Origin of the sequence: Streptomyces katrae, assembly GCF_002028425.1 — a bacterium.
Lineage (GTDB): Bacteria > Actinomycetota > Actinomycetes > Streptomycetales > Streptomycetaceae > Streptomyces > Streptomyces katrae_A.
Genome location: NZ_CP020042.1, coordinates 7218549 through 7242472 on the forward strand (window position 1 = coordinate 7218549; position 23924 = coordinate 7242472).

General features: G+C 73.5%; 25 protein-coding genes and 1 pseudogene. 15 read left to right on the top strand and 11 right to left on the bottom strand.

Features of this window, described 5'->3' with window-relative positions; genetic code table 11:
- Positions 1-185: 185 nt before the first annotated feature.
- Complete coding sequence (locus B4U46_RS32795; protein WP_237293215.1) at positions 186-1319, top strand: PP2C family protein-serine/threonine phosphatase; 1134 nt, start codon at positions 186-188, stop codon at positions 1317-1319.
- A 14-nt stretch (positions 1320-1333) separates the two neighbouring features.
- On the opposite strand, the gene B4U46_RS32800 is transcribed toward B4U46_RS32795, so the two are convergent.
- The gene (locus B4U46_RS32800) at positions 1334-2200 is read right to left on the bottom strand and encodes a helix-turn-helix transcriptional regulator (protein WP_079431222.1); all 867 of its coding nucleotides are present in this window, start codon (positions 2198-2200) and stop codon (positions 1334-1336) included.
- Between the two features lie 139 nt (positions 2201-2339).
- Here B4U46_RS32800 and B4U46_RS32805 point away from each other — a divergent pair, with 139 nt between their 5' ends.
- Positions 2340-3119: an NAD(P)H-dependent oxidoreductase gene (locus B4U46_RS32805; RefSeq protein ID WP_079431223.1), complete on the top strand. Its 780-nt coding sequence runs from the start codon at positions 2340-2342 to the stop codon at positions 3117-3119.
- Positions 3120-3142: 23 nt separating this feature from the next.
- On the opposite strand, the gene B4U46_RS32810 is transcribed toward B4U46_RS32805, so the two are convergent.
- On the bottom strand, positions 3143-4159 hold the full coding sequence (locus B4U46_RS32810; protein ID WP_079431224.1) for a polysaccharide deacetylase family protein: 1017 nt from the start codon (positions 4157-4159) through the stop codon (positions 3143-3145).
- A 213-nt stretch (positions 4160-4372) separates the two neighbouring features.
- On the opposite strand from B4U46_RS32810, the gene B4U46_RS32815 reads away from it, so the two are divergent.
- Positions 4373-5998, top strand: a complete 1626-nt coding sequence (locus B4U46_RS32815) for a putative glycoside hydrolase (protein ID WP_079432151.1) — start codon at positions 4373-4375, stop codon at positions 5996-5998.
- Positions 5999-6083: 85 nt separating this feature from the next.
- On the opposite strand, the gene B4U46_RS32820 is transcribed toward B4U46_RS32815, so the two are convergent.
- A complete protein-coding gene (locus B4U46_RS32820) occupies positions 6084-6872 on the bottom strand; it encodes an SDR family NAD(P)-dependent oxidoreductase (RefSeq protein ID WP_079431225.1) in 789 nt (262 codons plus the stop codon).
- 102 nt (positions 6873-6974) lie between these two features.
- Between B4U46_RS32820 and B4U46_RS32825 the strand changes: the two genes are divergently transcribed.
- Both B4U46_RS32825 and B4U46_RS32830 read left to right on the top strand, forming a co-directional pair.
- Positions 6975-7571 (top strand): TetR/AcrR family transcriptional regulator, encoded by a 597-nt coding sequence (locus B4U46_RS32825; protein WP_079431226.1) that lies wholly within the window; start codon positions 6975-6977, stop codon positions 7569-7571.
- Positions 7572-7689: 118 nt separating this feature from the next.
- Positions 7690-8064: a hypothetical protein gene (locus B4U46_RS32830; RefSeq protein WP_079431227.1), complete on the top strand. Its 375-nt coding sequence runs from the start codon at positions 7690-7692 to the stop codon at positions 8062-8064.
- Here the strand turns inward: B4U46_RS32830 and B4U46_RS38425 are convergent, their stop codons facing one another.
- Complete coding sequence (locus B4U46_RS38425; protein ID WP_208949857.1) at positions 8065-8319, bottom strand: EamA family transporter; 255 nt, start codon at positions 8317-8319, stop codon at positions 8065-8067.
- A gap of 65 nt (positions 8320-8384) precedes the next feature.
- Here B4U46_RS38425 and B4U46_RS32840 point away from each other — a divergent pair, with 65 nt between their 5' ends.
- Positions 8385-8900 (top strand): SIS domain-containing protein, encoded by a 516-nt coding sequence (locus B4U46_RS32840; RefSeq protein WP_079431228.1) that lies wholly within the window; start codon positions 8385-8387, stop codon positions 8898-8900.
- Positions 8901-8936: 36 nt separating this feature from the next.
- On the opposite strand, the gene B4U46_RS38430 is transcribed toward B4U46_RS32840, so the two are convergent.
- Positions 8937-9746, bottom strand: coding sequence for a peptidoglycan-binding protein (locus B4U46_RS38430; RefSeq protein WP_237293216.1), 810 nt, complete (start codon positions 9744-9746; stop codon positions 8937-8939).
- Positions 9747-10158: 412 nt separating this feature from the next.
- Between B4U46_RS38430 and B4U46_RS32850 the strand changes: the two genes are divergently transcribed.
- The 4 genes from B4U46_RS32850 to B4U46_RS32865 all read left to right on the top strand — a co-directional run bounded on the left by B4U46_RS32850 (position 10159) and on the right by B4U46_RS32865 (position 12229).
- The gene (locus tag B4U46_RS32850) at positions 10159-10416 is read left to right on the top strand and encodes a DUF6400 family protein (protein ID WP_079431229.1); all 258 of its coding nucleotides are present in this window, start codon (positions 10159-10161) and stop codon (positions 10414-10416) included.
- Positions 10403-10672, top strand: coding sequence for a hypothetical protein (locus B4U46_RS32855; protein WP_079431230.1), 270 nt, complete (start codon positions 10403-10405; stop codon positions 10670-10672). Before B4U46_RS32850 ends, B4U46_RS32855 begins: the two co-directional genes overlap by 14 nt.
- A 429-nt stretch (positions 10673-11101) precedes the next feature.
- Positions 11102-11506 (top strand): transglycosylase SLT domain-containing protein, encoded by a 405-nt coding sequence (locus B4U46_RS32860; RefSeq protein ID WP_237292811.1) that lies wholly within the window; start codon positions 11102-11104, stop codon positions 11504-11506.
- A 159-nt stretch (positions 11507-11665) separates the two neighbouring features.
- Positions 11666-12229, top strand: coding sequence for a dihydrofolate reductase family protein (locus tag B4U46_RS32865; RefSeq protein WP_079431232.1), 564 nt, complete (start codon positions 11666-11668; stop codon positions 12227-12229).
- A 66-nt stretch (positions 12230-12295) separates the two neighbouring features.
- Here the strand turns inward: B4U46_RS32865 and B4U46_RS32870 are convergent, their stop codons facing one another.
- The gene (locus tag B4U46_RS32870; protein WP_079431233.1) at positions 12296-12958 is read right to left on the bottom strand and encodes a deoxynucleoside kinase; all 663 of its coding nucleotides are present in this window, start codon (positions 12956-12958) and stop codon (positions 12296-12298) included.
- Positions 12959-13391: 433 nt separating this feature from the next.
- On the opposite strand from B4U46_RS32870, the gene B4U46_RS32875 reads away from it, so the two are divergent.
- Positions 13392-13643: a hypothetical protein gene (locus B4U46_RS32875; protein WP_079431234.1), complete on the top strand. Its 252-nt coding sequence runs from the start codon at positions 13392-13394 to the stop codon at positions 13641-13643.
- Positions 13644-13783: 140 nt separating this feature from the next.
- Positions 13784-15349 carry an AMP-binding protein gene (locus B4U46_RS32880; RefSeq protein ID WP_398907870.1) on the top strand — a complete coding sequence of 522 codons (1566 nt, stop codon included), beginning with the start codon at positions 13784-13786 and terminating at the stop codon, positions 15347-15349.
- 79 nt (positions 15350-15428) lie between these two features.
- Here B4U46_RS32880 and B4U46_RS32885 read toward each other — a convergent pair whose 3' ends face one another.
- Both B4U46_RS32885 and B4U46_RS32890 read right to left on the bottom strand, forming a co-directional pair.
- Complete coding sequence (locus tag B4U46_RS32885) at positions 15429-17330, bottom strand: M1 family aminopeptidase (protein WP_079431236.1); 1902 nt, start codon at positions 17328-17330, stop codon at positions 15429-15431.
- Between the two features lie 454 nt (positions 17331-17784).
- Positions 17785-18465: a hypothetical protein gene (locus tag B4U46_RS32890; protein WP_079431237.1), complete on the bottom strand. Its 681-nt coding sequence runs from the start codon at positions 18463-18465 to the stop codon at positions 17785-17787.
- Between the two features lie 113 nt (positions 18466-18578).
- On the opposite strand from B4U46_RS32890, the pseudogene B4U46_RS32895 reads away from it, so the two are divergent.
- Positions 18579-19115, top strand: a pseudogene (locus B4U46_RS32895) (2-phosphosulfolactate phosphatase); the annotation flags it as partial.
- On the opposite strand, the gene B4U46_RS32900 reads toward B4U46_RS32895, so the two are convergent.
- Positions 19099-20397: a M48 family metallopeptidase gene (locus B4U46_RS32900; protein WP_079431239.1), complete on the bottom strand. Its 1299-nt coding sequence runs from the start codon at positions 20395-20397 to the stop codon at positions 19099-19101. The pseudogene B4U46_RS32895 and the gene B4U46_RS32900 sit on opposite strands and share 17 nt — an antisense overlap.
- Positions 20398-20582: 185 nt before the next feature.
- Between B4U46_RS32900 and B4U46_RS32905 the strand changes: the two genes are divergently transcribed.
- Together B4U46_RS32905 and B4U46_RS32910 are read left to right on the top strand one after the other, a co-directional pair.
- Entirely contained in the window at positions 20583-21461 is an 879-nt protein-coding gene (locus tag B4U46_RS32905) for an AraC family transcriptional regulator (RefSeq protein ID WP_079431240.1), read from the top strand.
- Between the two features lie 145 nt (positions 21462-21606).
- Complete coding sequence (locus tag B4U46_RS32910) at positions 21607-22467, top strand: MOSC domain-containing protein (protein WP_237293217.1); 861 nt, start codon at positions 21607-21609, stop codon at positions 22465-22467.
- A 22-nt stretch (positions 22468-22489) separates the two neighbouring features.
- On the opposite strand, the gene B4U46_RS32915 is transcribed toward B4U46_RS32910, so the two are convergent.
- Positions 22490-22717 (bottom strand): ferredoxin, encoded by a 228-nt coding sequence (locus tag B4U46_RS32915; protein WP_107438471.1) that lies wholly within the window; start codon positions 22715-22717, stop codon positions 22490-22492.
- Entirely contained in the window at positions 22714-23907 is a 1194-nt protein-coding gene (locus tag B4U46_RS32920; RefSeq protein WP_079431241.1) for a cytochrome P450, read from the bottom strand. The genes B4U46_RS32915 and B4U46_RS32920 overlap by 4 nt, the downstream gene beginning before the upstream one ends.
- Positions 23908-23924: the final 17 nt, after the last annotated feature.

Here is a 23924-nt window from a genome sequence, read left to right on the forward strand (position 1 = left end):
GGGTCTGTCGTCGAAGTCCCGTCGTCGCCCGGGGCGGACGGGACTTTGACGACAGGCCCCAGGTGCCGCCGTGGGCCCTCCCCTCGTTCGCAGTGGACGGACGATGTGACGAAGGGTAGTCGTCCGGGCGGCCGGGGCGGGTCCGTCAGAGCGCTATGCCCGTATTGCCCGGATATCCTGGCAGGGTGATCGAGTCCGGACGGCCGCGGCTCCCCCGGCGCTACGGTCGGGGGAGCCTCGTGCGGCTGTCGCCGGTCATCCTGACCGTCGTGATCGCCGGCCTGGCCTACGCCACGCCGCCGGAGATGGCCTTCAGCCGGCTCCTCCCCGCGGCGCCGGCCCTGGCCGCCGCCATGTGGCCGGTCCTGCCCACCGTCCTGCTCGGGACGGTCTGCCTCGTGCTGATGATCGGCCTCAGCCTCGTCTTCCCCGACCTCGGGACGTGGTGGACCGCCGCCGGGATCATCGCCGTCACCGTGGCCGCCGCCTACGGCAGCCACCTGCGGCTCCAGCGGGAGCGCACCCTCTTCCAGGTGCGGCTCGTGGCCGACGCGGCCCAGCAGGTGGTGCTCAGCCCCCTGCCCCGCCGCCTGGGCGACGTCGAGATCGAGTCGCTGTACCTCGCGGCCGCGGCCGAGGCCCGCATCGGCGGGGACTTCTACGAGGTGGTCGACACCCCGTACGGGGTCAGGCTGCTCATCGGCGACGTCCGGGGCAAGGGCCTGCCGGCCGTCGGAGCGGCCGCGGCGATCGTGAACGCCTTCCGGGAGGCGGCCTACGACGAGGCCGGCCTGGTCGACGTCGCACGCAGACTGGACGCCAGCAGCACCCGCTACAACGCCGCCTTTCCCCCCGACGGGCCGATGGAGCGGTTCGCCACCGCCCTGCTCGCCGAGATCCCGCACCGGGGCGGCAGGATCGACATCCTCAACTGCGGGCACCCGCCCCCGCTGCTCCTGAACGGCCACGGACTGCGCGTCCTCGAATCCGCCACCCCCTCACCCCTGCTCAGCCTCGCGGAACTGCTCGGCGGCCAGTACCACGTGGACACCTTCGGCCTCGAACCCGGCGACCTGCTGCTCCTCTACACCGACGGCATCGCCGAGACCCGCAGCCGCGACGGCGAGTTCTTCCCGCTGGCCTCCTGGATGGGCGGGCAGCCCCCGACCCCGCCCCGCGCACTGCTCACGGCCCTGCACCGCGACCTCCTCCACCACAGCAGGGGCCGCCTCGACGACGACATCGCCGCCCTCGCCGTACGCCTGGGCCGGCCCAGGCGTACGCCTGGGCCGGCCCAGGGAGGCAGCGCCGGCGGCTGACCCGGGGCGGCCCGCTACCGGTCGGTGACGGCCGGGGACCGGGGCTGCGACGGGTCGCCGCCCGCGGGGCTCCCGCCGTCCGCGTCCAGGGCCGCCAGCAGGCGCAGCCCGTCCTCGGCGGGGCTGCCGGGGGGCGCCGAGAGCACCAGGAGCTCCATGCCGGACCCGTCGGGCAGCGCGAAGTTCTCCTGGTGCAGTTCCAGCGGCCCGACCAGCGGGTGCCGGTACGCCCTGCGCCCGTGCGTGCGGGCCCGCACGTCCGCGCGGGCCCACAGGCGGCGGAAGCGTTCGCTGCCCATCGCCAGTTCGCCGACCAGCGAGGCCAGCCGGGGGTCGTCCGGGTGGGTGCCGGCGGCCAGGCGCAGGTGCCCGACGACGTCGAGGGTGCACGACTCCCACTCCGCGTACAGACCGTGCTCGGCCTCCTCGAGGAAGAGGTTGCGGGCGATGTTCAGCGACGGCAGCGGCCGTCCGAAGAGGAGTTCGGCCAGCCGGTTCCCGGCGAGCACGTCCAGCCGGTGGTCCATGACCAGCGCGGGTGCGCCGGTCACCAGCCCCAGCACCCGCAGCAGTTCCGGCCGGACCCGCCCGACCGGGGTCTTCGCCGGCCGGCGGCGCTTCCGGGCGAGCCGGCACAGGTGCCCGCGCTCGGTCTCGTCCAGGCCGAGGACACGGGCGAGCGCGTCGAGGACCTGGTCGGAGGGCTGGGTCGCGCGGCCCTGCTCCAGGCGTACGTAGTAGTCGACGCTGACGCCCGACAGGTGCGCGACCTCCTCGCGGCGCAGCCCCTCGACCCGGCGGCGGCTGTCGGGGGGAATGCCGGCGGCCGCCGGGTCGACCCGGGCGCGCCGGGTCCGCAGGAAGCCCGCGAGATCGTCCATGCGCCCAGTATCGCCGCGCCGCCGCCCCGCGAGGGTGGCCCTGCCAGTACCAGGAAGTCCCGGCCTACGGAAGCGGAGCCCCTGAACGGCGGGCGCCGCAGCACCCAGGATCGAGGGCATCCGATCCGAAGGAGCCGTCATGAAGACGTTGATCGTCCACGCCCACCCCGAGCCGCAGTCGCTCAACAGCGCGCTGAAGGACCTCGCGGTCTCCACCCTGGAGGGCGCGGGCCACGAGGTACGGGTGAGCGACCTGTACGCGATGGGCTGGAAGGCGGTCGTGGACGCCGGGGACTACGGCGTCCACGCCTCGCGCCCGCTGAAGGTGGCCCTGGACTCGGGCCGGGCCTTCGACGCCGGGGCGCTCACCCCCGACGTCCTCGCCGAACAGGAGAAGCTGCTCTGGGCCGACACGGTCATCTTCCAGTTCCCGCTGTGGTGGTACTCCATGCCCGCGATCCTCAAGGGCTGGGTGGACCGGGTGTTCACCTACCGCTTCGCCTACGGAGTCGGCGAGCACAGCGACACCAAGTACGGGGAGCGCTTCGGCGAGGGCACCCTCGCGGGCCGCAGGGCCCTGCTGTCGGTGACCACCGGCGGTCCGCAGCCGCACTACGCCGCCCGCGGGATCAACGGCCCCATCGAGGACCTGCTGTTCCCGATCCACCACGGGATCCTCTACTACCCGGGCATCGACGTGCTGCCGCCGTTCGTCCTGTACGGCACGGACCGGATGACCGACGAGGAGTACCCGGCCGTCGCCAAGGCCTGGGAGGAGCGCCTGCTCACCCTGGAGACGACCGAGCCGATCGCCTTCCGGCGGCAGAACTCCGGCGACTACGAGATCCCCTCCCTGCACCTGAAGGAGGGGCTGGAGCCCGCGGGACGCACCGGATTCGGGCTGCACGTCCGGGGCTGAACGGCGGCCTCGCGGGGCGGGTCTCAGTACGGCCGGGCCCGCTGCGCGAAGGCGGGCGCGAGCTCGCCCTGCGCGGCGCGCGGGAAGGAGACGGTGGCCGGGTCGCCGTCCGAGACGTACCGGCTGCCGCCCGCGGCGAGCTTGTCCAGCCAGCGCGAGGAACCGAACTCGGCGTCCTCGTCCTTGGGGCCCGCCGAACGGATCCGGGGGATGGCGCCGGGGGTGAAGGCCTTCGCGAACGGCGAGACCGACGGGTTGGCCCCCACGAGGTACACCCCGTCGTAGCGGTAGCCCGGCCCCCGCGCGGCGATCCCGGCCGGCTCGGGCATGGCGCCGAAGGGCAGGGCGAGCGAGGTGACCCGTGTCCCGGGCGCGGCCTGCTCGATCGCCCGCTGGCCGGCCGAGATCGCCCGCTCGGCGCCCGCCCGGTCCAGGGAACGCAGGTTCTCGTGCCGGTCGGTGTGGTTGGCGACCTCGTAGCCGTGGTCCTTCAGCCAGGTCAGGGCCTTGGCGGAGCCCGTGGCCGAGAAGGCGTCCGCGTTGACGAAGAAGGTCGCCACCGGCTTGAACGCCGGGTGCTTCTTCGCCGTCTCCGCCAGGATGGCGACGGCGGTGTCCGGCGCCGGGGCGCCGTCCGCGCCCAGCCGCACCTGGCTGTTGGTCGAGTCGTCGAAGGTGAGGACCACCGGGTGCGCGCCGGCCGGGATGTCGATGTGACCCGTCTGGAAGTCCCGGGCGGTCACCGGCACGTAGTCCTCCCGCGCGAGCCGCTCCAGCTCGGCCCGGAAGTCGGCCGCGGTGCGGTCGTAGACGCTGGCCGGCTTCTCGGTGAGCTGGTGGTACATCAGCACCGGCACCTGTCCGAGTTCGTTGGCGCCGACCTCGGCAGCGCTCTTGGGGGCGACGACGGGAGCGGCCGCCGCCGGGGACGCGGCGGCGGGGGGCCGCCCGGCGGCCGGTGAGGAGCCGGTGGAACAGCCGGTGGCGAGCAGGGCGGCGGCGCCGGCCAGGGCGCCGAGCGGGACGAGGGGGTGGCGCATCGGGAGCCTCTCCAGGGCGAAGGTGTCCTGCCATGCCTACCGGCCCCGGGAGCCCGCATACCGCACTGTCCCCTGCATGGCGTAGCCGCCGCGCCGGAGCCCTTCGCGGCCGTTCGTGTGAAATGTCGGCGGAACGAGGCGGCCGGGCCGCACAGCGGCAATGAATGGAGGCAACATCCGGCCCCATCAGCCCCCGGCACGAAGGACGTCATGATGTCCCGCACCCGCATACCCCGCTCCGGCCGCTCCTCCCGCCTCCGCCGCCCGGCCCGCCGGCGCGCCCTCATAGCGACGACCGGGGCGCTCGCGCTGGCCGGTGCGGGCTTCGGGGCCTGGACCTTCCTCGCCCCCGGACCCGGCATCGAGGGCGTCAGCGACGGCGCCGTCCTCGGCGGCCGCGCGGCCGCCCAGGTCAGCGCATACCTCGCCGCGGGCGCGCCCGGCGGCGGGAACGGACTGCACGCCACCCTGGACGGTGCGGCGGTCCCCCTCACCCCCGAGGGCGCCCGGCTGAGACTCGGCCTCCCGCCCCTCAAGGAAGGCCCCCACACCCTGGTGGTGGACGGTGCCGGCAGCCTGCCCTTCGCCTCGCACCGCAGGGTCGTGGGCTTCAGCGTGGACACCACCCCGCCCGAACTGAAGGTGGCCGACCCCCAGATCAAGGACCCGGCCGCCCCCGTGGCCGTCACGGGCAGCGCCTCCACCGACGCAGAGGTCACCGTCAACGGCAAGAAGATCACCCTCGACAAGACCGGAGCCTTCCGGGTCACGGTCCCCAAGGGCACCCCCCTCGTGACGGTCACCGCCGTGGACCGCGCCGGCAACACCACCACCAAGGCCGTCTCCGCCCGCGGGCGCCGCCCGATGATCCGGGCCGCGCACATCACCGCCATCGGCTGGGGCGACGACTCGCTGCGCGGCGGCGTCCTCGCCCTGGTCCGCAGCGGCAAGCTCAACGCGGTCGAACTGGACGTCAAGGACGAGGACGGCGAGGTCGGTTACGCCTCCAAGGTGCCGCTGGCCCGTCAGATCGGCGCGGCCAAGGGCTACTACGACGCCCGCAAGGCGATCGACGAGCTCCACGCCGCCGGGGCCCAGGTCATCGGCCGCATCGTGGCCTTCCGCGACCCCAAGCTCGCCGCCGCCTCCTGGAAGGACGGCAAGTCCGACCAGCTCGTGCTGACCCCGTCCGGACAGCCGTACGACGGCGGCCACTACGGGGCCCTGTCCTTCACCAACTTCGCGAACCCCGTGGTCCGCAAGTACAACCAGGACCTGGCCGTCGAGGCGGCCGGACTCGGCTTCGACGACATCCTCTACGACTACGTGCGCCGCCCGGACGGCCCGCTGACGCAGATGCGCTTCCCCGGCATCGGCGCCGCCACGCCCGAGCAGTCCATCACCTCGTTCGTCGCCGACACCCGCACCGCACTGCGTCCCCAGGCCAAGTACCTCGGCGTCTCGGTCTTCGGGATCGCCGCGACCCGGCCCACCGAGATCGCCCAGGACATCGGGGCGCTGGTGAAGGTCACCGACTACATCGCGCCGATGGTCTACCCGTCCCACTGGGCGCCGGGGGAGTACGGCGTCGCGCAGCCCGACACCTCCCCGTACGCGATCGTGCAGCGTTCGCTCGCCGACTTCGCCCGCCTGGCCAAGGGGACGCAGACCGAGATCGTCCCGTGGCTCCAGGACTTCTCGATGGGCAGCAGCTACGGGCCGGCCGAGGTGGCGGCGCAGATCAAGGCCGCCGAGGCCAACAAGATGGAGTCCTTCATCCTCTGGAACGCGGGCGCCCGCTACCAGGGAGCGGCGCTCCAGCAGATCACCGCGCACTGACGGCCCCGGCCGCCCTCCCGCCGCGGAGGAACGGCCGGCCGCGGACGAGGCGGGCCCCCGGTTTCCGGGGGCCCGCCGGCGCGCGTCAGGCCTTCAGGATCCGCCCCGACACCGCCAGGGTGAGGCGCCGGGGCGTCAGGGCGGCGGCGACGGCGGAGACGCGGTTGGCCAGGCCCGCGACGATGCTGGGCGGCGTCGTGCTCCGCTCCAGCGCGCGGCGTGCCGCCGTCACCACCTGCTCGGGGGTGGCCATCCGGCCGACCGCCGCGTCCCGGCTGCCGACGACGTCGAAGAACTCGGTGCTGACCGGCCCCGGCGACACGGCGAGCACCCGCAGGGGGGAGTGCCGGGTCTCGTAGGCGACGGCCTCGGTGAAGCTCAGGACGAAGGCCTTGGTCGCGCCGTACACCGCCATCGCCGGGGTCGGCTGGTACGCCGCCGCGCTCGCGACGGTGACCAGGGCGCCCCGGCCGTCGGCCGCGAGGCCGGGCAGGAACTCCCGGGTGAGCTCGGTGACGGCCACGACGTTCAGCTGGATCATCTCGTTGATCTGCGCGGGATCCTGCCGGGCGAAGGGCCCGTGGCTGCCGAAGCCGGCGTTGTTCACCAGCGTCTGGACGGCGATCCCGCGGGCGTCGAGCTCCGCGCGCAGTGCCGCGGCGGCACCGGGCAGGGCGAGGTCGGCGGCGACCACGTGGGCCGTGACCCCGTAGCGCTTCTCCAGCTGCGCCGCGAGCCCTTCGAGCCGGTCGAGCCGGCGGGCGACGAGGACGAGGTCCGCTCCGCGCTCGGCCCACTGGCGGGCGAACTCGACACCGAGGCCCGCGCTCGCCCCGGTGATCAGGGCCACGGTTCCCTGGTATGTCATAGGCATCGTCGGCTGCTCCGTTTCCACATGTCGAAGGAACTCGAATGTAGGCGGCGCCATCATTGTAGTCAATGACAACATGACACCATCAGGAAAGGGGAGCCCGCCTTGACCGAGGGGCCCTACCACCACGGCAACCTCAGGGCCGCCCTGCTGGAGCGTGCGGAGACCGTCCTGGCCGAGTCGGGCGCGGACGGCCTGTCCCTGCGCGCCCTGGCCCGCGACCTCGGCGTGAGCCACGCCGCGCCGTCCCGCCACTTCCGCGACCGGCAGGCCCTGCTCGACGCCCTCGCCGTCAGCGGCTTCACCCGGCTGAACGAGCGCCTGCGCGGGGCCGCCGAGGCGCCCGGGCCGGTACCGGCGCGCCTGGCGGCCCTGGGCCGGGCGTACGTGGAGTTCGCCGTCGCCCACGCGCCCCTGCTGGACCTGATGTTCAGCGCCAAGCACGCCGAGGACTCCAGCGCCGAACTCAGGGAACTGGGCCACCGCAGCCTCGACACCACCGCCGGACTCATCGCCCGGGCCCAGGCGGAGGGCGTCGTCCGCCCGGGAGACCCGGTCCGCCTCGCCCAGGTCGCCTTCTCCACCGTCCACGGCCTGGCCACCCTGGCCGTGGGCTCCCTCCTCGACGACACCCCCCTGGAGGAGGCGACCGACCTGGCCCTGGACGTCCTGCTGACCGGCCTGGGGAGCCCCCGCCGGTAGTCCGCCGCACTCTCCCGGCCCGGTGGCCGCGGTGGGGAAGCCGGCCCGCCCCCGCAGATAATGGCAGCGCCGCGGGCGGTCCCCGGGGCACGCGTCGAGGGAGAGGGGCGAAGGAACGATGACCCTGAAGGAAGGCCGGCGGGTGAGGCTCACCGTGGACATCGGGCTGGCCGAGGCGGTCGCGCGGCCGGGGGACGCCGTCGTCGGTTTCCTGTCCCTGGCGGCGGGCACCGAGGGCACCGTCGAGCGGGTGGACGGTCAGCGGCCGCCGAGCCACGCGGTCCTCGAGTACGAGCGCCTGAAAGCGCTGCTCGGCGACTACGGCCACACGATGCCCGCCCAGAGCAGGAAGCGGCTGGAGGACGAGGTCGCCGCCCTGGAAGCGGAGTGGACCGCCTTCCACGGGGAGGGGAGCCGGGTCACGGTCCGCGTCCGCTTCGACAACGGGTTCGTCCTCGACGGGGCCCACGAGGACGTCCTCCTCCCCGCCTGATCAGCCGGCGGCGAGCTGGAGCACGGCGATGCCCGCCAGGACGGCGAGGCTGGCGGTGATGCGCCGGTGCCCGAGCCGCTCACGGAACACGACCGCCCCGATCAGGGCGCCGAAGACGATGCTGGTCTCCCGCAGGGCGGCGATCGTGGAGAGGTCGCCGCGGGACTGCGCCCAGACGACCAGCCCGTACGCCAGCAGCGAGAGCAGCCCGCCCGCCAGACCGCGGCCCCACAGCGGGCGCAGCGTGGTGAGCAGGGCGGGACCCGGCCGCCCGCGCCCTGGGCGACACGGTCCGCGCGGCCCGGGAGGCGCTGGACGGCGTGGCGGTGACGGTGACCCCGGAGCGGCTGCGCACCGCGGCCGGACTGGTCGGCGCGGCCCCCCGGGTCCTGGTGGTCGGAGCGGGACTGTCCGGCGCGGTCGCGCTGGACGCCGCGTACCGGCTGCGCGCGCCGGGCTTCGCCGTCGACGCACCGGCCGACCCGCTGACCGCCCAGCTGGTCGCCTCGCAGCTGCCGCCCGCCGGGGTCTGCCTGGCCATCAGCCACACGGGCGCCACGCGCAGCACGGTGGACGCCGCCCGGCGCGCGCGGCGGGCCGGGGCCAAGGTCGTCGCCCTCACCAGCTACGCCCGCTCGCCGCTGAGCGAGGCCGGCGACTGCACGCTGGTCGCGGGCGGCCAGGACCTGGTGTTCGGACTCGAGACCGTCGCCAGCCGGCTGGCCCACCTCACGGTGATCGACGCCCTGACCCTCACCCTGCTGGGCCTGCGCGGGGCCCCGGCCGAGGCAGCCCTGCGGCTGTCGGCGGACGTGACGGTCGACCACTCGTACTGACGGGCCGTGCGGTCTGCGGGTCGTCCGCCCCCACCGTCAGTCCTCGACGCGGGGAACCTGGAGCCTGGCCCAGGACGTGGGACCGGGGATCCCGTCGGCGGCGGAGCCGGTGTAGCCGAGCGTGTGCTGCCAGGCCCGGTAGGAGCGGACGTCGCCGGGACCCCAGACGTCGGCGTCCGCCGAGCTCTCGTAGTGGTCGCAGCCGACGGCCACGAGCCGGCCGTGCAGGGCGGCGACGACCGGGCTGCACCGGCCGGCGGTGAAGAACCCGGCCCCGGGGAACGGCTCGAAGGCGCCCGCGGGCGGTGACCACCGCCAGGCCGTGACCGCGGGCCCGCCGCGGGGGTCGCCGGGGTCGGCGGTGGGCGGGCACTGCCCGTCGGGGTAGCGGGGGGCGAAGTAGCCGGTGACGTAGCTGCTGCGGCGCGGGTTGGAGTGCGACCAGACGCCGTTGCCCTGGCCGTGGTCCTCGGATCCGGCCTGGATGCTGTTGCCGCCCTTGGTGTACACGGTGTCGGCGTCGAAGCCGGTGACGATCTCGGTGTGGGCGCCGTCGCCGAAGTCGACCCAGGCGCCGACGGAGGGGTACTCGGACCACTGGCCGCGTGCCCTGGCCCACGCGGCGAAGGCGCTCACGTTGTCGACCTTCGGCACGATCGCGTCGAGGCCGGTGTCGTGGTACATGCACCAGTCGAAGATCACGCACCAGGCGACGCCGTTCTCGCCGAACTCCTCGCCCCAGCGCGTGTAGTTGTCCCAGCCGTCCCGGCTGTTCCAGCCTTCGTAGACCTGCTCGGGAACGCTCATGAGGTGGTCGGTGAGCTGCCTCCACTGGGGTGTGCTCATGGGGGGTGCCTCCAGGCGTGAAGGTGTCGCGGACAGCGGTCCCGGCCGTGTCGTGGCGCGGCGGGGCGGCGGGCGGTGGGCTGCGGGGGAGGGGCCGGGCGGTCGCGCCGGGCGGCGCGTGCCCTGCCGCGGAGCGGCGCGCGGCCGCCCGGGGCGAGGTATCCGGAGCCGTCGGTCCCCCTCAGGCTCCCCGGGATCCGGCCCCGCGATGCCGCCCTGAGCTGTCGAAACGATTCGGCTGCATCCGACCGGTGCCGCCGATGCGGAACGCCTGCGCGAACCCCCTGGGCGTCGGCCCGCCGGGCCGCGGACCCCGCGTCCGCCGGCACCCTGACGCCGCCCTCCGGTGGCCTGATGTGACTCCGCGCACCCTCCCTTGACCGGGAAGGAAGGCTTACCTAAGTTCGGCCTCATGTCCTCGCACCACGTCACACCGCCCGAAGAACCGGCCGACTTCTCCGTCGACCTCACCTCGCAGGAGATCCTCCGGCGCGCCCAGGTGATGGCCGCGCTCGGCCCCGACTGGGACCCGCTGGAGGTGCTGAGAGGGGAGGAGGAGGCGTACGACCTGCTCTACTCCGGCCTCGACGCGCAGCAGCAGCGCCTCTACGACGACCTGGTGGCGGCCGGAGTCCTGCCCGTGCGCGGGGGCGGTCGTGCTGCCGCTTGACCCGCAGGCCGACATCGGCCGCCGGGCGTGGGTCCCCTGCCCCGGCTGTGAGGACACCCGGGACTGCGAGCCGTGCGCGGAGCGCCGGACCTGCTCCCGGCACTGGCGCTACCTGCTCTCCAACAAGGGCAGCCTCCTCCACCTCCAGTGCCCCGGCTGCGCCCATGTCTGGACGCACGAGAGCGGATTCGGCGCCACGCGCTCCCTGTGGAGCCGCGTGACCACCGGCCTGCCACGGCCGTCGCGCGAGCCGTAGGGCCGGAAAGCTGCGTTCGACGCGCCCGTTTCCTTCGATTCACCGGCCGGAAGTGGCCCGGGCCACGCACCCGACGGGGTACGAGCGGACACATAACGTGACATCCGGGCCGCTGGGCGGTGAGGCGGCCCACAGGACCCACGTCACATCCGGCCCCGCCTAGTAGGCCCCGCCCCGGCCCCCCGCCCCGCTCCTCACCAGCGGGAACACCCTCACGGCCGGGCCGGGACCTTCCGCCCCGCCCCCGAAGGGCGTTAGTAGCAGGGGGGCGTTGCCAGGGCGGCGGGGGCCTGGCTAACTGGTGTTGTCGCCACGGCGGCCGGGGCGCAGCGCCCCCCGCCCGGTCGAACCCCTCTCCCCCGTGTGAGTGGCTCACGCATGCTCCGGCATGCGCCGCGACCGTCCCTGTTCCCGTCGGAAGGTTCCTCCGTGTCCAACGCCGTCATCCGCCGCATCGCCGCTTCGAAGAAGACCCTCGCCGGTACCGTCCTCGCCCTGGGCGTCGCGGGCTCGATGCTCGCCACCGTCCCCGCGCAGGCCGCCCCGACGAGCGCCAAGGCGATCGCCCAGCAGATGATCAAGGACCCGGCGCAGTTCGCGGCCTTCGACAAGATCGTCACCCACGAGAGCGGCTGGGACTACACCGCCACGAACTCCTCCTCCGGCGCCTACGGCCTGGTCCAGGCCCTCCCCGCGTCGAAGATGTCCTCCGCCGGCTCGGACTGGAAGACCAACCCCGCCACCCAGATCAAGTGGGGCCTGGACTACATGAACGAGCGCTACGGCAGCCCCGTCGGCGCCTGGAACTTCTGGCAGGCCAACCACTGGTACTAAGCCGCCGCACAGGCGCGCAGACCGGCCACATCGAACGCCCGGCGGGACTTCCCGGCCGGGCCTTTCGGTGTGTCCGGGTGGCGCCGGCGGCCGGCTTCGTGATTGCCTCGCCCTGCGGCCGGGGCACCGCCGCACTCCCCCCGCGAAGGTGGTGGCGCCGTGCTGGTCTACTCCATGGGCGTTTCGGTGGACGGGTTCATCACCGACCGCGAGGGCGGGTTCGAGTGGTCGGTCCCCGACGACGAGCAGTTCCGTGCCCACCTCGAGCAGACGAGCGAACTCGGCGCCTTCCTGTGCGGCCGCAGGCTCTACGAGTGCATGCTCCCCTGGGAGACGGACCCGTCGCTGCGCGAGGACGACCTCAGGTCCGCGTTCGCCGACGTCTGGTGCGCCCTCCCGAAGACCGTCTTCAGCCGCACGCTCGACACCGTCCGGGGCAACGCCCGGCTGGCCCGGCGGCCGGTGGCCGAGGAGGCCGCGGCGGCGCGCGAAGCGACCGGCAAGGACGTCGGGATCGGTGGCGCCGGCCTGGCCGCGGCGGCGATCGGACTGGGCCTCGTCGACGAACTGCGCGTGTTCCGCTACCCGGTCGTCGTCGGCGGCGGCACGCCCTTCCTGCCGCCGGTCCCCGAGGACATCCGGCTGAACCTGCTCGAAACCAGGACCTTCGGCTCCCAGGTGGTCTACGAACGCTACGAACGCGCCCGCGACCACACGCCCTGACCCCACCGGGCCGGGGCGATGGAGTACCCGAATCCTCCGGTCACGAGCCGGAGGCCCGGACCGCCCCTAGAGCGGGCGCTCGCCCGTTGCCAGGGCGTCCTTGACCTCCTGTGCCACGCGGGCCGCGTCCTCCGGGTTGTTCACCACGTCCGTGTGGTTCATGTCGATCACCAGGACCCGGCTGGCCGAGTAGTGCTTGTGCACCCAGTCGTCGTACCCCGACCACAGCGTCCGGTAGTACTCCACGAGGCTCTCGTCCTGCTCGAAATCACGGCCCCGCAGCCCGATGCGGTGCAGCACCGTCTCGAAGTCCGCCTTGAGGTAGACCATCAGGTCCGGCGCCTTGCGGTACGGCAGGCCCTCGATCTCGCGCATCATCTCGTCGAGCAGCCCCTCGTACACCTGCATTTCGAGGGAGCTGATCCGGCCCAGGTCGTGATTGACCTTGGCGAAGTACCAGTCCTCGTAGATGGAGCGGTCGAGGACGTTGTCGCCCTGCTTGTACGCCTCCTTGATCGCGGCGAACCGCGTCTGGAGGAAGTAGAGCTGGAGCAGGAAGGGGTACCGCTTCGCCTGGATCTCCTCGGGGCTCGCCGTGTAGAAGAGCGGCAGGATCGGGTTGTCTTCCACGCTCTCGTAGAAGACCTCGCTGCCCAGCTCCTTGGCGATCAGTTCGGCAACGGTCGTCTTGCCGATCCCGATCATGCCTCCGACGCAGATCACTGGCATACCTCACTTCTCCCTGGGGATCTTCTTTTCGCGGGGCGGGCGGGCTGGGCGCCCCACACCACCGAGACGCCTGTCGGCGGCCACTCGATTCCCCAGGATCTACATGATCAGCTTTGTGGTCCCCGTCCGGACCAAGGCCGCGACGCGGGTCGCCCCCTCGACCGGCCGGACCGACCGTTCCGCAGTTGCCGCATCGGCGGCAGCCACCGCCCCGTGGCCGCTCAGAAGCATAAATCATGGTTCGCCCCCGGCCCGCCAGAGCACCTGCGGGTACGCACCCCCCACCGACCGCCGCGGCGCAACCGGCCCACCTGCCCGGCAAGGTGAACCCGTACCCCGGATGGCGGCGCGGGCGGGCGGCAGCGGTGGCAGGCCGCCGGAGCCCGCACGAGGCTCGTTGCCGGGGCCGAGCGCGAGGGAAGGGCAGCCGCCGATGTCGCGAGCCGAGGAGCAGGGCCTGACCGCGCCCCCGCCGGGGACGCCCGAGCGGCGGCGGAGCCGGGCCGGCCACCTCAAGACGGTGATCACGCGGACCCACCTGCTGCCCGCGTTCCTGGTCCTGACGGTCATGATGGTGGCCTTGTGGCTCATGGGCATGCCCTTCCTCCAGGCCCTGACGATCTCCACCGGGGTGAAGATCGCGGTCGCGCTCCTCGTGTTCCGCCGCCAGGCACCGCAGCCCTGACCCCCCCCTCGCCGACGACGGCGCGCCCGTCGCCGTAACCGCCCGGCGGACGTGGCTGGATGTCGGCGTCCGGCTTGGGCTTGTGGATCATCGGCCGTTAACCTCCCGCTAGTTGCTCAAGTCAACCAATAGGGATGGGTATGGACGACACCACCGGACGCTTCCACAGCCACGTCGAGGAGATCCTCGACGCCCTGGAGAAGGAACCGGACCGCGAGGCCCTCGTACACCACGACCGGCGCCTGACCGCCGGTGAACTGCGCGGCCTCGTCCACGCCATGGCCCGTGCCCTGCGGTCCCAAGGGGTGGAGCGGGGCCAGACGGTCACCCTCCTCGCCGGCAACCTCCCCGAGACGATCGCGGCCCGCTACGCGGCCGGACTGCTCGGCTGCGCGGTCAACCACCTCTACGCCGGTCTTTCGGCCGAAGTGCACGCCGACATCCTCCGGGACGTCGAGACCCGGGCCCTCATAGTCGACCCCGCCTACGCCGAGCGCGCCGCCGACCTGGCGCGGCGGGTGCCGCTGGAGCGGGTACTGCTCCTCGGCGGGGGCGAGGGTGCCGGCCTCGGCACCGGCACCGGCCTCGGCGTCGACCTGCTGGCGCTCGCCGCCGCGGAGTCCGCCGACGCCTTGCAGGGCGCCGCGCTCCCCGAGGACATCTGCACGATCCGCCACACCGGCGGCACCACCGGCCACCCCAAGGCCATCTGCACCACCTTCGGGCAGTGGGTGTCGATCGGCCCCGACTGGTCCGAGGAAGGGCAGGTCAGGACCCTGGTGTGCACCACCCTCGCGCATGCGGCGGGCTTCATGGCGGACAGCACGCTGCACCGCGGCGGCGCCGTGGTCCTGCTGGACGGGTTCGAACCCGGCGCCGTGCTGGCGGCCGTCGAGCGCGAGCGCATCACCCACACCTTCCTGCTGCCGCCGCTCCTCTACCAGCTGATGGACCACCCCGAGGTCGACCGCACCGACACCTCCAGCCTGCGCATGCTCACCTACGGCGGCTGCGCCTCCTCCCCGGCCCGCCTCGCGGCGGCCGTCCGCCGCTTCGGCCCCGTGCTGAACCAGTTCTACGGCCAGAACGAAGCGGGCGGCATCAGCATGCTCTCCCCCCAGGACCACGATCCCCGGCGCCCGGAGCTGCTGCGGACCGCCGGGAAGATCATGGAAGGCGTCGAGGTCGCCGTCCGCGACCCCGAAGGACGCCACCTGCCGGCCGGCGAGCACGGAGAGATCTGCGTCCGCTCCCCGCACGTGATGAAGGGCTACTGGAAGCAGCCCGGACTCACCGCGGAGGTGCTGCGCGACGGCTGGCTGCACACCGGCGACATCGGGTTCGTCGACGGGGACGGCTACGTCACCATCGTGGACCGGCTCAAGGACATGATCGTGGTGGTGGGCGGCCACGTGTACACGGTGGAACTGGAGGACGTGCTGAACTCCCATCCGCAGGTCCTGCAGAGCGCGGTCCTCGGCGTCCCCGACGCCCACCGCATGGAACGGGTCCACGCCGTCGTCGTCCGCACGCCGGGCGGCGACGTCGGGGAGGAGGAGCTGCGCGCCGTGGTGCGCGAGCGCAAGGGCGCCATGTACGAGCCCGCGAGCATCGTCTTCGTCGACGAGCTCCCCCTGACCGACGCGGGAAAGCCGGACAAGAAACTGCTCCGCAGCCGGGCCGCCGAGCCGGCCGGGCGGGCCTGACGCCTCAGGCCCTGACCGCCGGACCGGCACCGGTCCCGCCCGGGGGTCCTGCCCCCGGGCGGGACCGTGCCCGTCGGTGTCAGCCCTCGATGCGGTGCTGGGTCCAGAACGAGGTCAGGTCCGTGGGCGAGACCGCCTGGGCGGCCGCCTTGAACTCGGCCGTCGTGGAGACGCCGTACCAGTGCGAGGCGGCGTAGTCCTTCAGCAGCTTGGCCATCACGCTGTCGCCGAGCTGGCGCCGCAGGTCGTGCAGGGCGCACTTGCCGTAGCCGTACACGACGGTCGAGTACCGCGACGAGTGCGCGTCCCAGTAGGCCATCGAGTTGGTGATCTTCTCGGCCGAGGACGCCCACGAGACGCTGTTCCAGCAGCTCGTGCCCGTCTTGCCCTGCGCCAGGTCGGTGGCGTAGTCGGTGAACGCCTCGTCCAGCCAGGGGCTCGCGTACTCGTCGTCGCCGACGATGCCGTAGAACCACTGGTGCCCGATCTCGTGGGTCAGCGCCGTGGTGCTCACCAGGTCGAGGACGAAGCCGGGGTACTCCATGCCCCCGAACCAGTAGTTGTTGTCGATGACCGCGTCCAGCTCGCCGTACGGGTACGCGCCGAAACGCGCGGCGTGCGCGTCGACGGCGCTCTTCGCGGTGCTCAGCATCGACTGGGCGTCGCTCGCGCTGATCCCGGACACGGAGTAGATGTTGATCGGCGTGCCCGCGGCCGAGGTCCCCGAGATCTTGCTGAACGGTCCGGCGCCCCAGGCGAAGTCGCGCACCTTGGAGGCGGTCGCCTTGGTGACCGTACGTCCGCTCGTGCCGGGGGTGTCGGCCGAGGTGCCGGTGGCCGGTACCAGCAGGCTGCTCGGGTGGTCGAGCGTCACGTTGAAGTCGGAGGCCAGGGAGTAGAAGGACTCGCCGTTGTTGGTGTACGGGTCCAGGTGCCAGCCCGCGCCGTCCCGGACCGCGAGCACCGGCAGGGCGTTTCCGATGTTGCTGAACGCCCCGTCGTGGCCGAACCGGTCCGCGCCGCTGGGCACGGTGATCGACAGGTCGAAGCCGATCGTGGCGCTCTGGCCCTGGGTGAGCGGGGCCGGCAGGTCGATCTTCAGGGCGGTGCAGGCGACCGAGAGCGCGCCGGCGGTGCCGCCCGTGACATTGCCGACGGCGATCGGCATGGCCTGGCAGGTGCCGTGGTAGTTGTCCCAGAGCCTCAGGTACACCTCGCTCAGCGGGGTGGCGGAGGCGTTGGTGAACGAGGCGGTCTCATGGCCGGTCCACACGAAGCCGCTCGTGTCGCTGCTGAGGTTCACGGTGTACGAGGGAGCGGCCGGGGTCCGGGTGGAGTCCGTCGGCGGGACCGTGCCGCCGGAGGTGTCGAGGGCCACGTCGTCGACGACGAAGCTGGTCTGGAGGCTGGAGTCCTCCGAGCCGGTGAACGCGACCGTCACGGTCTGCCCGGCGAAGGCGGAGACGTCGAAGGACTTCTGTACGTACCCGGTGTTCTTGTCGAGGTTCGAGTACGTCGCGAGCGTCGTGCTGCCGATCTTCGCGGTCAGGGTGTCGTACTTGACCGACGTGGTCCGCTCGGCGGTGTCGACGTGCAGCCAGAAGGTCAGGGTGGCGGTGCTGCATCCCGCCGGGACGGTGACGCTCTGGGAGAGGGTGTCGGTGTGCGTCGTGCCGACACCGTTCAGCCAGGCGAAGTAGCCTCCGGAGTGGGCGCTCTGCCCCGTGCGGTTGGTGATCAGCCCGGTCTGTGACTGGCTCCAGGGCGAAGTGCCGCTCTCGAAGCCGCCGTTGGCGACCACCTGGGCCGGGGTGCAGGCGTCGGCCCGGGACGCGGGGCCGGCGTGCACGGCGGCGGCCTGTGACGCGGTGTGGCGCGCCGGCGCGGCGGCGGCCGGCGCGGCGGGGAGCAGCGCGGCCGCGGCCAGCGCGGCGACGGTGCTCACGGTGGCGGCGAAGGCCTTGTGGGGGGTGGCTCTCACACTCAACTCCTTCTCGGCGGCCGGGATCCCGGCCGGCTCGGTGGTCGCCCCGCCCCGGCCGGGTGAGCCGGCGGACGACCGCGGGGGGCGGCCCGCTCGCGCGGGCGCCGTGGGTGAGACGCGCCGGGCCCCGGTTCGGGGGACGGCGCTACGCAGCCTCGCAGTGTTGACCGGAACATGCCATCCAGTAACAGGTAAAGCGTTCCTCCCCGTCAGACCAGGACCCGCACCGCCCGGTCCGGCCGGCCATGACCGGAGGCTACGGGGACCTGGCTGCCGCCGGCGGCAGATTCTTCGGTCCGCAGCCCGGTGGGCCCGCGACCGGCCCGGGATGGCCTACCGGTTGCCCCGGCGCGATCTCCGCCGAGTGGTTCGCTGCCGAACCCGCGGGATGTGGTCAGGCTCGCCCCCACCGCTGCGAGAACGGCCGGACGCCACCCGCGGGCGCGGTTCCTCAGCCGCACGTGGACACCGGGCAGAGGCCGACCCCGGTGATGCCGGGCAGCCGGGCGATCCCCGTCCTCAGCTGCTCTCGCTCCGGTGTCGAGAGGTGCTCCGGGAAGCGGACGTCGAGGTAGGAGCCCTCGTCGGATTCCGTGCCCGTCACGCCGGTCGCTCCGAGCGGCGCCAGGCGCTGCTCGATGTCCCCCAGGTTCCGGTAGTTCCCGCGCTCGGTGACGGCGCGGTAGGTGTGGGGCTCGGCCAGTGCGGGAGCGATGTAGAAGTGCCAGGCGAAGGCGGCGTAGCCGGCGAGGGCGGCCGCGGCGATCGCCGCCCCCAGGCCGCCGGTCACCTTGGCGGTGACGGGGCGTTGGCGCGGGTCCGCGAGCGCGGCGCACAGGAGCACCAGCGCCGAGGGCCAGTACACGAACATCCCGAACATGACGGCCAGCACCCCCCACGCGAGCAGTCCGAGCCCCGTGGCCACGCAGGTGACGACGAAGTGCTGGGGCGCTCGGAGTGCCGGCAGGGGGAGCGCCGCGACGAGGCAGGTCACCACGAACAGACCGCCGATCCCGGACGAGACCCCCCAGACCGTGACGGGCACGGCGATGACCGCCGCGGCCACGGCCAAGGCCTGCTGGAGCCTGTGAGCGGCGGCCACCGCGACGCCCTGGCTCTCGCCGACGTCCATGATCTCCCCCTAGTGATTTGAACGCATTCAACTGAACGCGTTCAATCTAGCGGGTCCGGCGGGCCGGGGGAAGCGGCCCTGGGGTTCTGCACCCGGCGCCCGGCGCAGGCGGAGGCCCGCCCGCACCGGGATTCGACGCGGTCAACTCGCCCGGCTTCCTCCGGTCAACGGACCTCGGCGGACGTACCGTCGTGCAGAAGACCGCCGCAGGGACCGTCGGCGCCCTCGCGGTCATGGACGCGCCGCTGATCCTGTGCGCCGGATTCGTGGTCGCGGAGGCGACGGCTCAGGTCCTGCGGGGATGCGGGAGCCCGAGCGTCACGTTCGTGGTCACGGGCGACGACGGCCGGGCCGATGAGGATCTGGCGTGCGCTCAGTACATCGCCGGGCGGGCCGCGGGGGTCGATGTGCCCGCGGACGAGTTCCTGCGGCGCGCCGCCGGGGCGCGCGCCGCCGCCGATCTGGCGGAGGGCGTGCGGCAGGGGTTCCGAGGGGTCCATCGCGATGACGTGGCCCTCTGCCTGGAGGCCGACCGGTTCCCCTTCGCCATGGTGGCGCAGCTGGAGGGCACGCTCATGGTCCTGCGTGCGCGCGCGGTGCCTGCGGACGGCGAGGAGTCAGGCACCCGCCGCGCTACCGCACCGTGCTGACGACCTGCCGGGCCACCGTCGCACGGGCCGGGGCGAGCTCCGCGGCGACCGCCGTGGACCGTTCCTCACCGAAGTCGACCCGGGCCGGCCGGGGCTCGCTCCGCGCCAGGCACTGCAGGCGCAGGTGGGTGGGCGGGTGGGTGTCGTCCACGCCGTGCCCGCGCCGTGCGGACACCCGGAGCAGCCGCTCGTACTCGTGGGCCGGGATGGACGACACGTGTGCGGCGACCCGCTCCCACAGCCCCCGCTCGGCCGCCTCCCGCGCCTTGCGCCCGGCCGCCCCGCCCGTCATCTGGGCGGCCACCGACTCCCGGCGCAGCAGCGTGTGGACGGAGCCGGCGACGAGGAGCCGTTCCATCAGCGCCACCGCGCCGCCGGTCGAACCCGCCAGCGCCGCGTTCAGGTCGGCCTCGTACTCCGCGCGCTGGGCAGCGCGCAGTGTCAGGTGATCGAGCAGTACCAGCAGCCCGTACACCGCGCAGCGGGGCAGGAACGCCAGGATGTTGAACAGCGTGTCCCATACGGTGTGCGCGCGGCTGGGGGCCAGCGTGTCCAACCACAGGTCCAGGGAGCGCAGCGCCTGGTGGGTGAGCAGCCCGTGCCGGACGTCGCCGCCTGCGAAGTGGCCGAGCTCGTGGCCCAGCAGGGCGACCCGTTCCGGCGGTGCGAGGACCTCCCACAGCCCGAGCCCCAGGAACAGCACGCGGCGCCGGCGCCATCCGCAGGCCGTCACCGAGGCGTTGACGTCGCCGCCGACCACCACGGCGTGCACTCCCGTGGTGCCGGTGACGGCGGCCACGTCGTCGATCAGCTCGAACAGCCGGGGCGCGTCGGCCCGGTACAGCACGGGCCCGTCCTGCGGGATCCGGTGCCTCCGGGGCCGGAGGACGAACGCCACCACGAGCAGCACCGCCCCGGCGATCGGCTGGACCACGGTCGCCCACCCGAGCACGACCAGCAGCATCCCGGCCACCGCCAGGACCAGCGTGACCCCGTGCACCAGCAGGGCGAGCCCGAGGGCGAGCAGCGCGGCGGCGTCGCGCCGCGGCCGCTCCGCCCCTCCGCCGGTCATGGCGGCCGCGAGCTCCTCGCCGTGCCGCCGTGCCAGGCGGCGCCGGACCGCGGCGAGCCGCCCGGGCTCCGAGTCCGGGGGAGCGGGGTCCACGTTCCAGTCGCAGTCCGCGCACCAGCGGGGGAACCGCTCGTCGGTGGCCACGAGCGTGTGCCCGCAGTCGGGACACAGCTGTCCCTCGGCAGGCCGGGCGGCCAGATCGTGCTCCATGTCTCCCTCCCCCCACGGCCTCCCCGGCCGCGCGGCTACGGCAGGGTAGCCGACCGGGACCGGCAGCCCGGACCCCGCAGGAGCGGCGGAGCGGGCAGGACCCGACCGGAGCGGGCACAGGTTGTCGGGTGCGGCAGGCTTGGGTCTTCCTAACGTGGTGATCGAAAGGGAAGGAGGCCGGGGGTTTGCTGGAGCGGTTGAACCAGGCCATGGAGTACGTCGAGGCCCATCTCGACCAGCGCATCGAGGTGTCGGAACTGGCCCGGATCACGGTCACGTCGGAGTACCACTTCCGGCGGCTGTTCTCGTCACTGGCGGGGATGCCGCTGTCGGAGTACGTCCGGCGCCGGCGGCTCACCGTCGCGGGGGCCGCGGTCCTGGCGGGGGAGCCGACCCTGCTGGAGATCGCGGTCCGCTACGGCTACACCTCAGGCGAGGCCTTCGCCCGGGCGTTCCGTGCCGTGCACGGCGTCGGGCCCGGCGAGGCCAGGCGTACCGGCGCCGCTCTCAGCTCACAGCCCCGGCTGTCCTTCCGCCTCACCATCGAAGGGAACAGCACCATGCGATACCGCATCGTGGAGAAGGAAGCATTTCGGGTCGTCGGCAAGAAGGCCCGCGTCCCGCTGATCTACCGGGGCGTCAACCCGCACATCGCCGAGCACATCCAGAGCATCCCGGCGCAGACGATGCTGCGGATCGCCGGCCTCTCGGACCAGGACCCGGAGGGCGTGGTCTCGGCGACGGTGCGCCTGTCGGACGGCTTCGAGGAAGGCAGCGAACTCGACTACTACCACTGCGTGGTCACCGCCGCGGCTCCCGAAGCGCTGCCCGAGGACCTCGACGTCCTGGACTGCCCGGCGGGCACCTGGGCCGTGTTCGACAACAGCGGGCCGTTCCCGCAGGCACTGCAGCAGATGTGGGCCGACGTGGCCGCACAGTGGATCCCCTCCAACCCGTACGAGTACCGTCCGGGCCCGGAGATCCTCCGCACCCGCCAGAACCGGGACGAGCCGACGCATTCCGATGCGCAGCTGTGGATCCCGGTGACCCGCACCGGGGTCTGAGCAGGTCACCGGGCCACGTTCCGGGTCCGAGGCGCCCGGCCCCGGAACGGGTGGCACCCCGGAACGGGTGGCGCCCCGGAGCGGGCCGGGCGGCCGACCCCGCCGATCTTGCCGAGACGGCCGGGAGTGATCGGATAATCGGTCCATGTCCATGGGAACTGTGGCGGCGTTGCGCCGGTATCCGGTCAAGTCCATGCTCGGCGAGGCGCTGGCCAGCGCCCGGATCACGGAGGAAGGGATGGCCGGCGACCGGACGTTCGCCGTGCTGGACGAGGCCGGCGCGGTCGCCAGTGCGAAGCACCCGCGCAAGTGGGGCGCCCTGCTGGACTGCCGGAGCACGTCGGCCGGTCCGGGAGCGGCCCGGGTGGAGCTGCCCGGCGGCGCGGTGCTGCCGGCCGGGGACGCGGAGCTGGACGCACGGCTGTCGTCCCTGCTGGGCCGCCGGGTGACCCTGTCGGGCCAGCCGCCGGAACAAGGACTGCTCGAACGCGCGGTGCCCGACTACGAGGGCGGGCTCCCCGAAGTCCTGCGGCCGCGTGCGTCCGTGGACCCGACCGGGGAGACGATCACCGCGGGACGGGTCGCCGCCGGAACCTTCTTCGACTTCGGCCGGGTCCACCTCGTCACCACCAACAGCCTGCGCAGCCTCCGGCGGACCCACCCGGCGGGGGACTTCGACGCCCTGCGCTTCCGGCCCAACCTGGTGATCGACCTCCCGGGCGGGCCGGGGTTCCCCGAGGACTCCTGGCAGGGCGGCACGCTCCGGATCGGCCCGGCCCTGTTCCGGGTCGTCGTGCCCACGCCGCGCTGCGTGGTCCCCAACCTGGGCCACGGCGAACTGCCGCCCGACGCGGGCATCATGCGCGCCGTGGCCCGCGAGCACCGCGTGCCGGTGCTCGACCTGGGCCGGCTGTCCTGCGTCGGCGTGTACCTGGAGGTGCTGGAGCCGGGGACCGTCCGTACCGGCGACGCGGTGGCCGTCCATCCCGCCCCGGCGACGCACTGATCGCTCCCCGACCGGCGCAGGGTCAGCCGGGCCTGGGGGCGATCACGGCCGTGCCGTCGTGCACCGTGATGGCCTGCGCCGGGCACATGTCGGCGGCCTCCAGGACCCGCTCCTGCGCGGCGACCCGCTCCGCGCGCGGCCGGGCGCGGTCGTCCTCCAGCGCGAACACCTCGGGCGCCGTCCCCGCGCAGATGCCCGACCCCAGGCACAGCCCGGCGTCGACGCGTACGGTCCACGTCACGTCGTTCACCACCCGATCGGCATGACGCGCGGCCCGCGCACCAGCATCTCGGTCTTCCACGTGACGTCCCCCATGAGCTTCAGCCCGGGGAAGCGCACCAGCAGCGCCCCCAGGGCCTCCTGGAGTTCCATGCGGGCCAGCGGAGCACCCAGGCAGTGGTGCACCCCGTGGCCGAAGCCGAGGTGCTGGTTGGCCGGGCGGCGGATGTCGAGGACCCCGGGGGCGGTGAAGCGCAGCGCGTCACGGTTGGCCGCGCCGGTCGCGACGAGCAGTGGCTCCCCGGCCCTGACCAGGGTGCCGCCGACCTCGACGTCCTCGGTGGCGTAGCGGGCCTGGCCCGCCCCGCTGCCCAGGGGGACGAACCGCAGCAGCTCCTCCACCGCCTGGGCGATCAGGCCGGGGTCGCGGCGCAGCAGCGCGAGCTGGTCCGGGTGGTCGAGGAGGGTGAGCACGAAGTTGGGGATCTGGGAGGCCGTGGTCTCGTGCCCGGCCACCAGGACCGCCACGCACAGGTCGACCAGCTCCAGTTCGGAGAGACGGTCGCCGTCCGCGTCCCGGGCCTCGATGAGCGCCGTCATCAGGTCGTCCTGCGGGTCCCGGCGGTGCAGCTCGATCAGCCCCGCCATATAGGTGCGCAGCTCCTCCTGGTTGGCCTCGAACTCCTCGGCCGTGAGGGAGCTGGTCGACAGCGCCGCGTCGCTCCACACCCGGAACCGCGGCCGGTCCTCGACCGGTACGCCCAGCAGACGGCAGATCACGGCCACCGGGACGGGCAGTGCGAACCGGTCGACGAGGTCGGCCGGCGGGCCGGCCGCCTCCAGCTCGTCGAGCAGGCCCGCGGTCAGCGCGCGCACCTGGGGGCGCAGCTTCTCGACCTGCCGGACGGTGAAGGCCTTGGCCACCAGGGACCGCAGCCGGGTGTGGTCGGGCGGGTCCATGCCCAGGATGCCGCTGTCGGTACGGCCCTCGGCCTGCCGGGGCTCGTCGTGCGCGGCCGCCGCCGCCCGGCTGAACCGCGCGTCCCCGAGGACGAGTCGGGCGTCCGCGTAGCGGGTGACCAGCCACGCGGTCTCCCCGTACGGCATCTGCACGCGTAACAGGCCGGGCCGGTCGCGGACGCGCTCGTACTCCTCGGCGAGCAGCAGTCCCTCGGCGGTGTTGAAGGGATAGGCGACGGGGGTGGTGCCACTGGTCGTCACTTCGGCCTCCCTGAGGT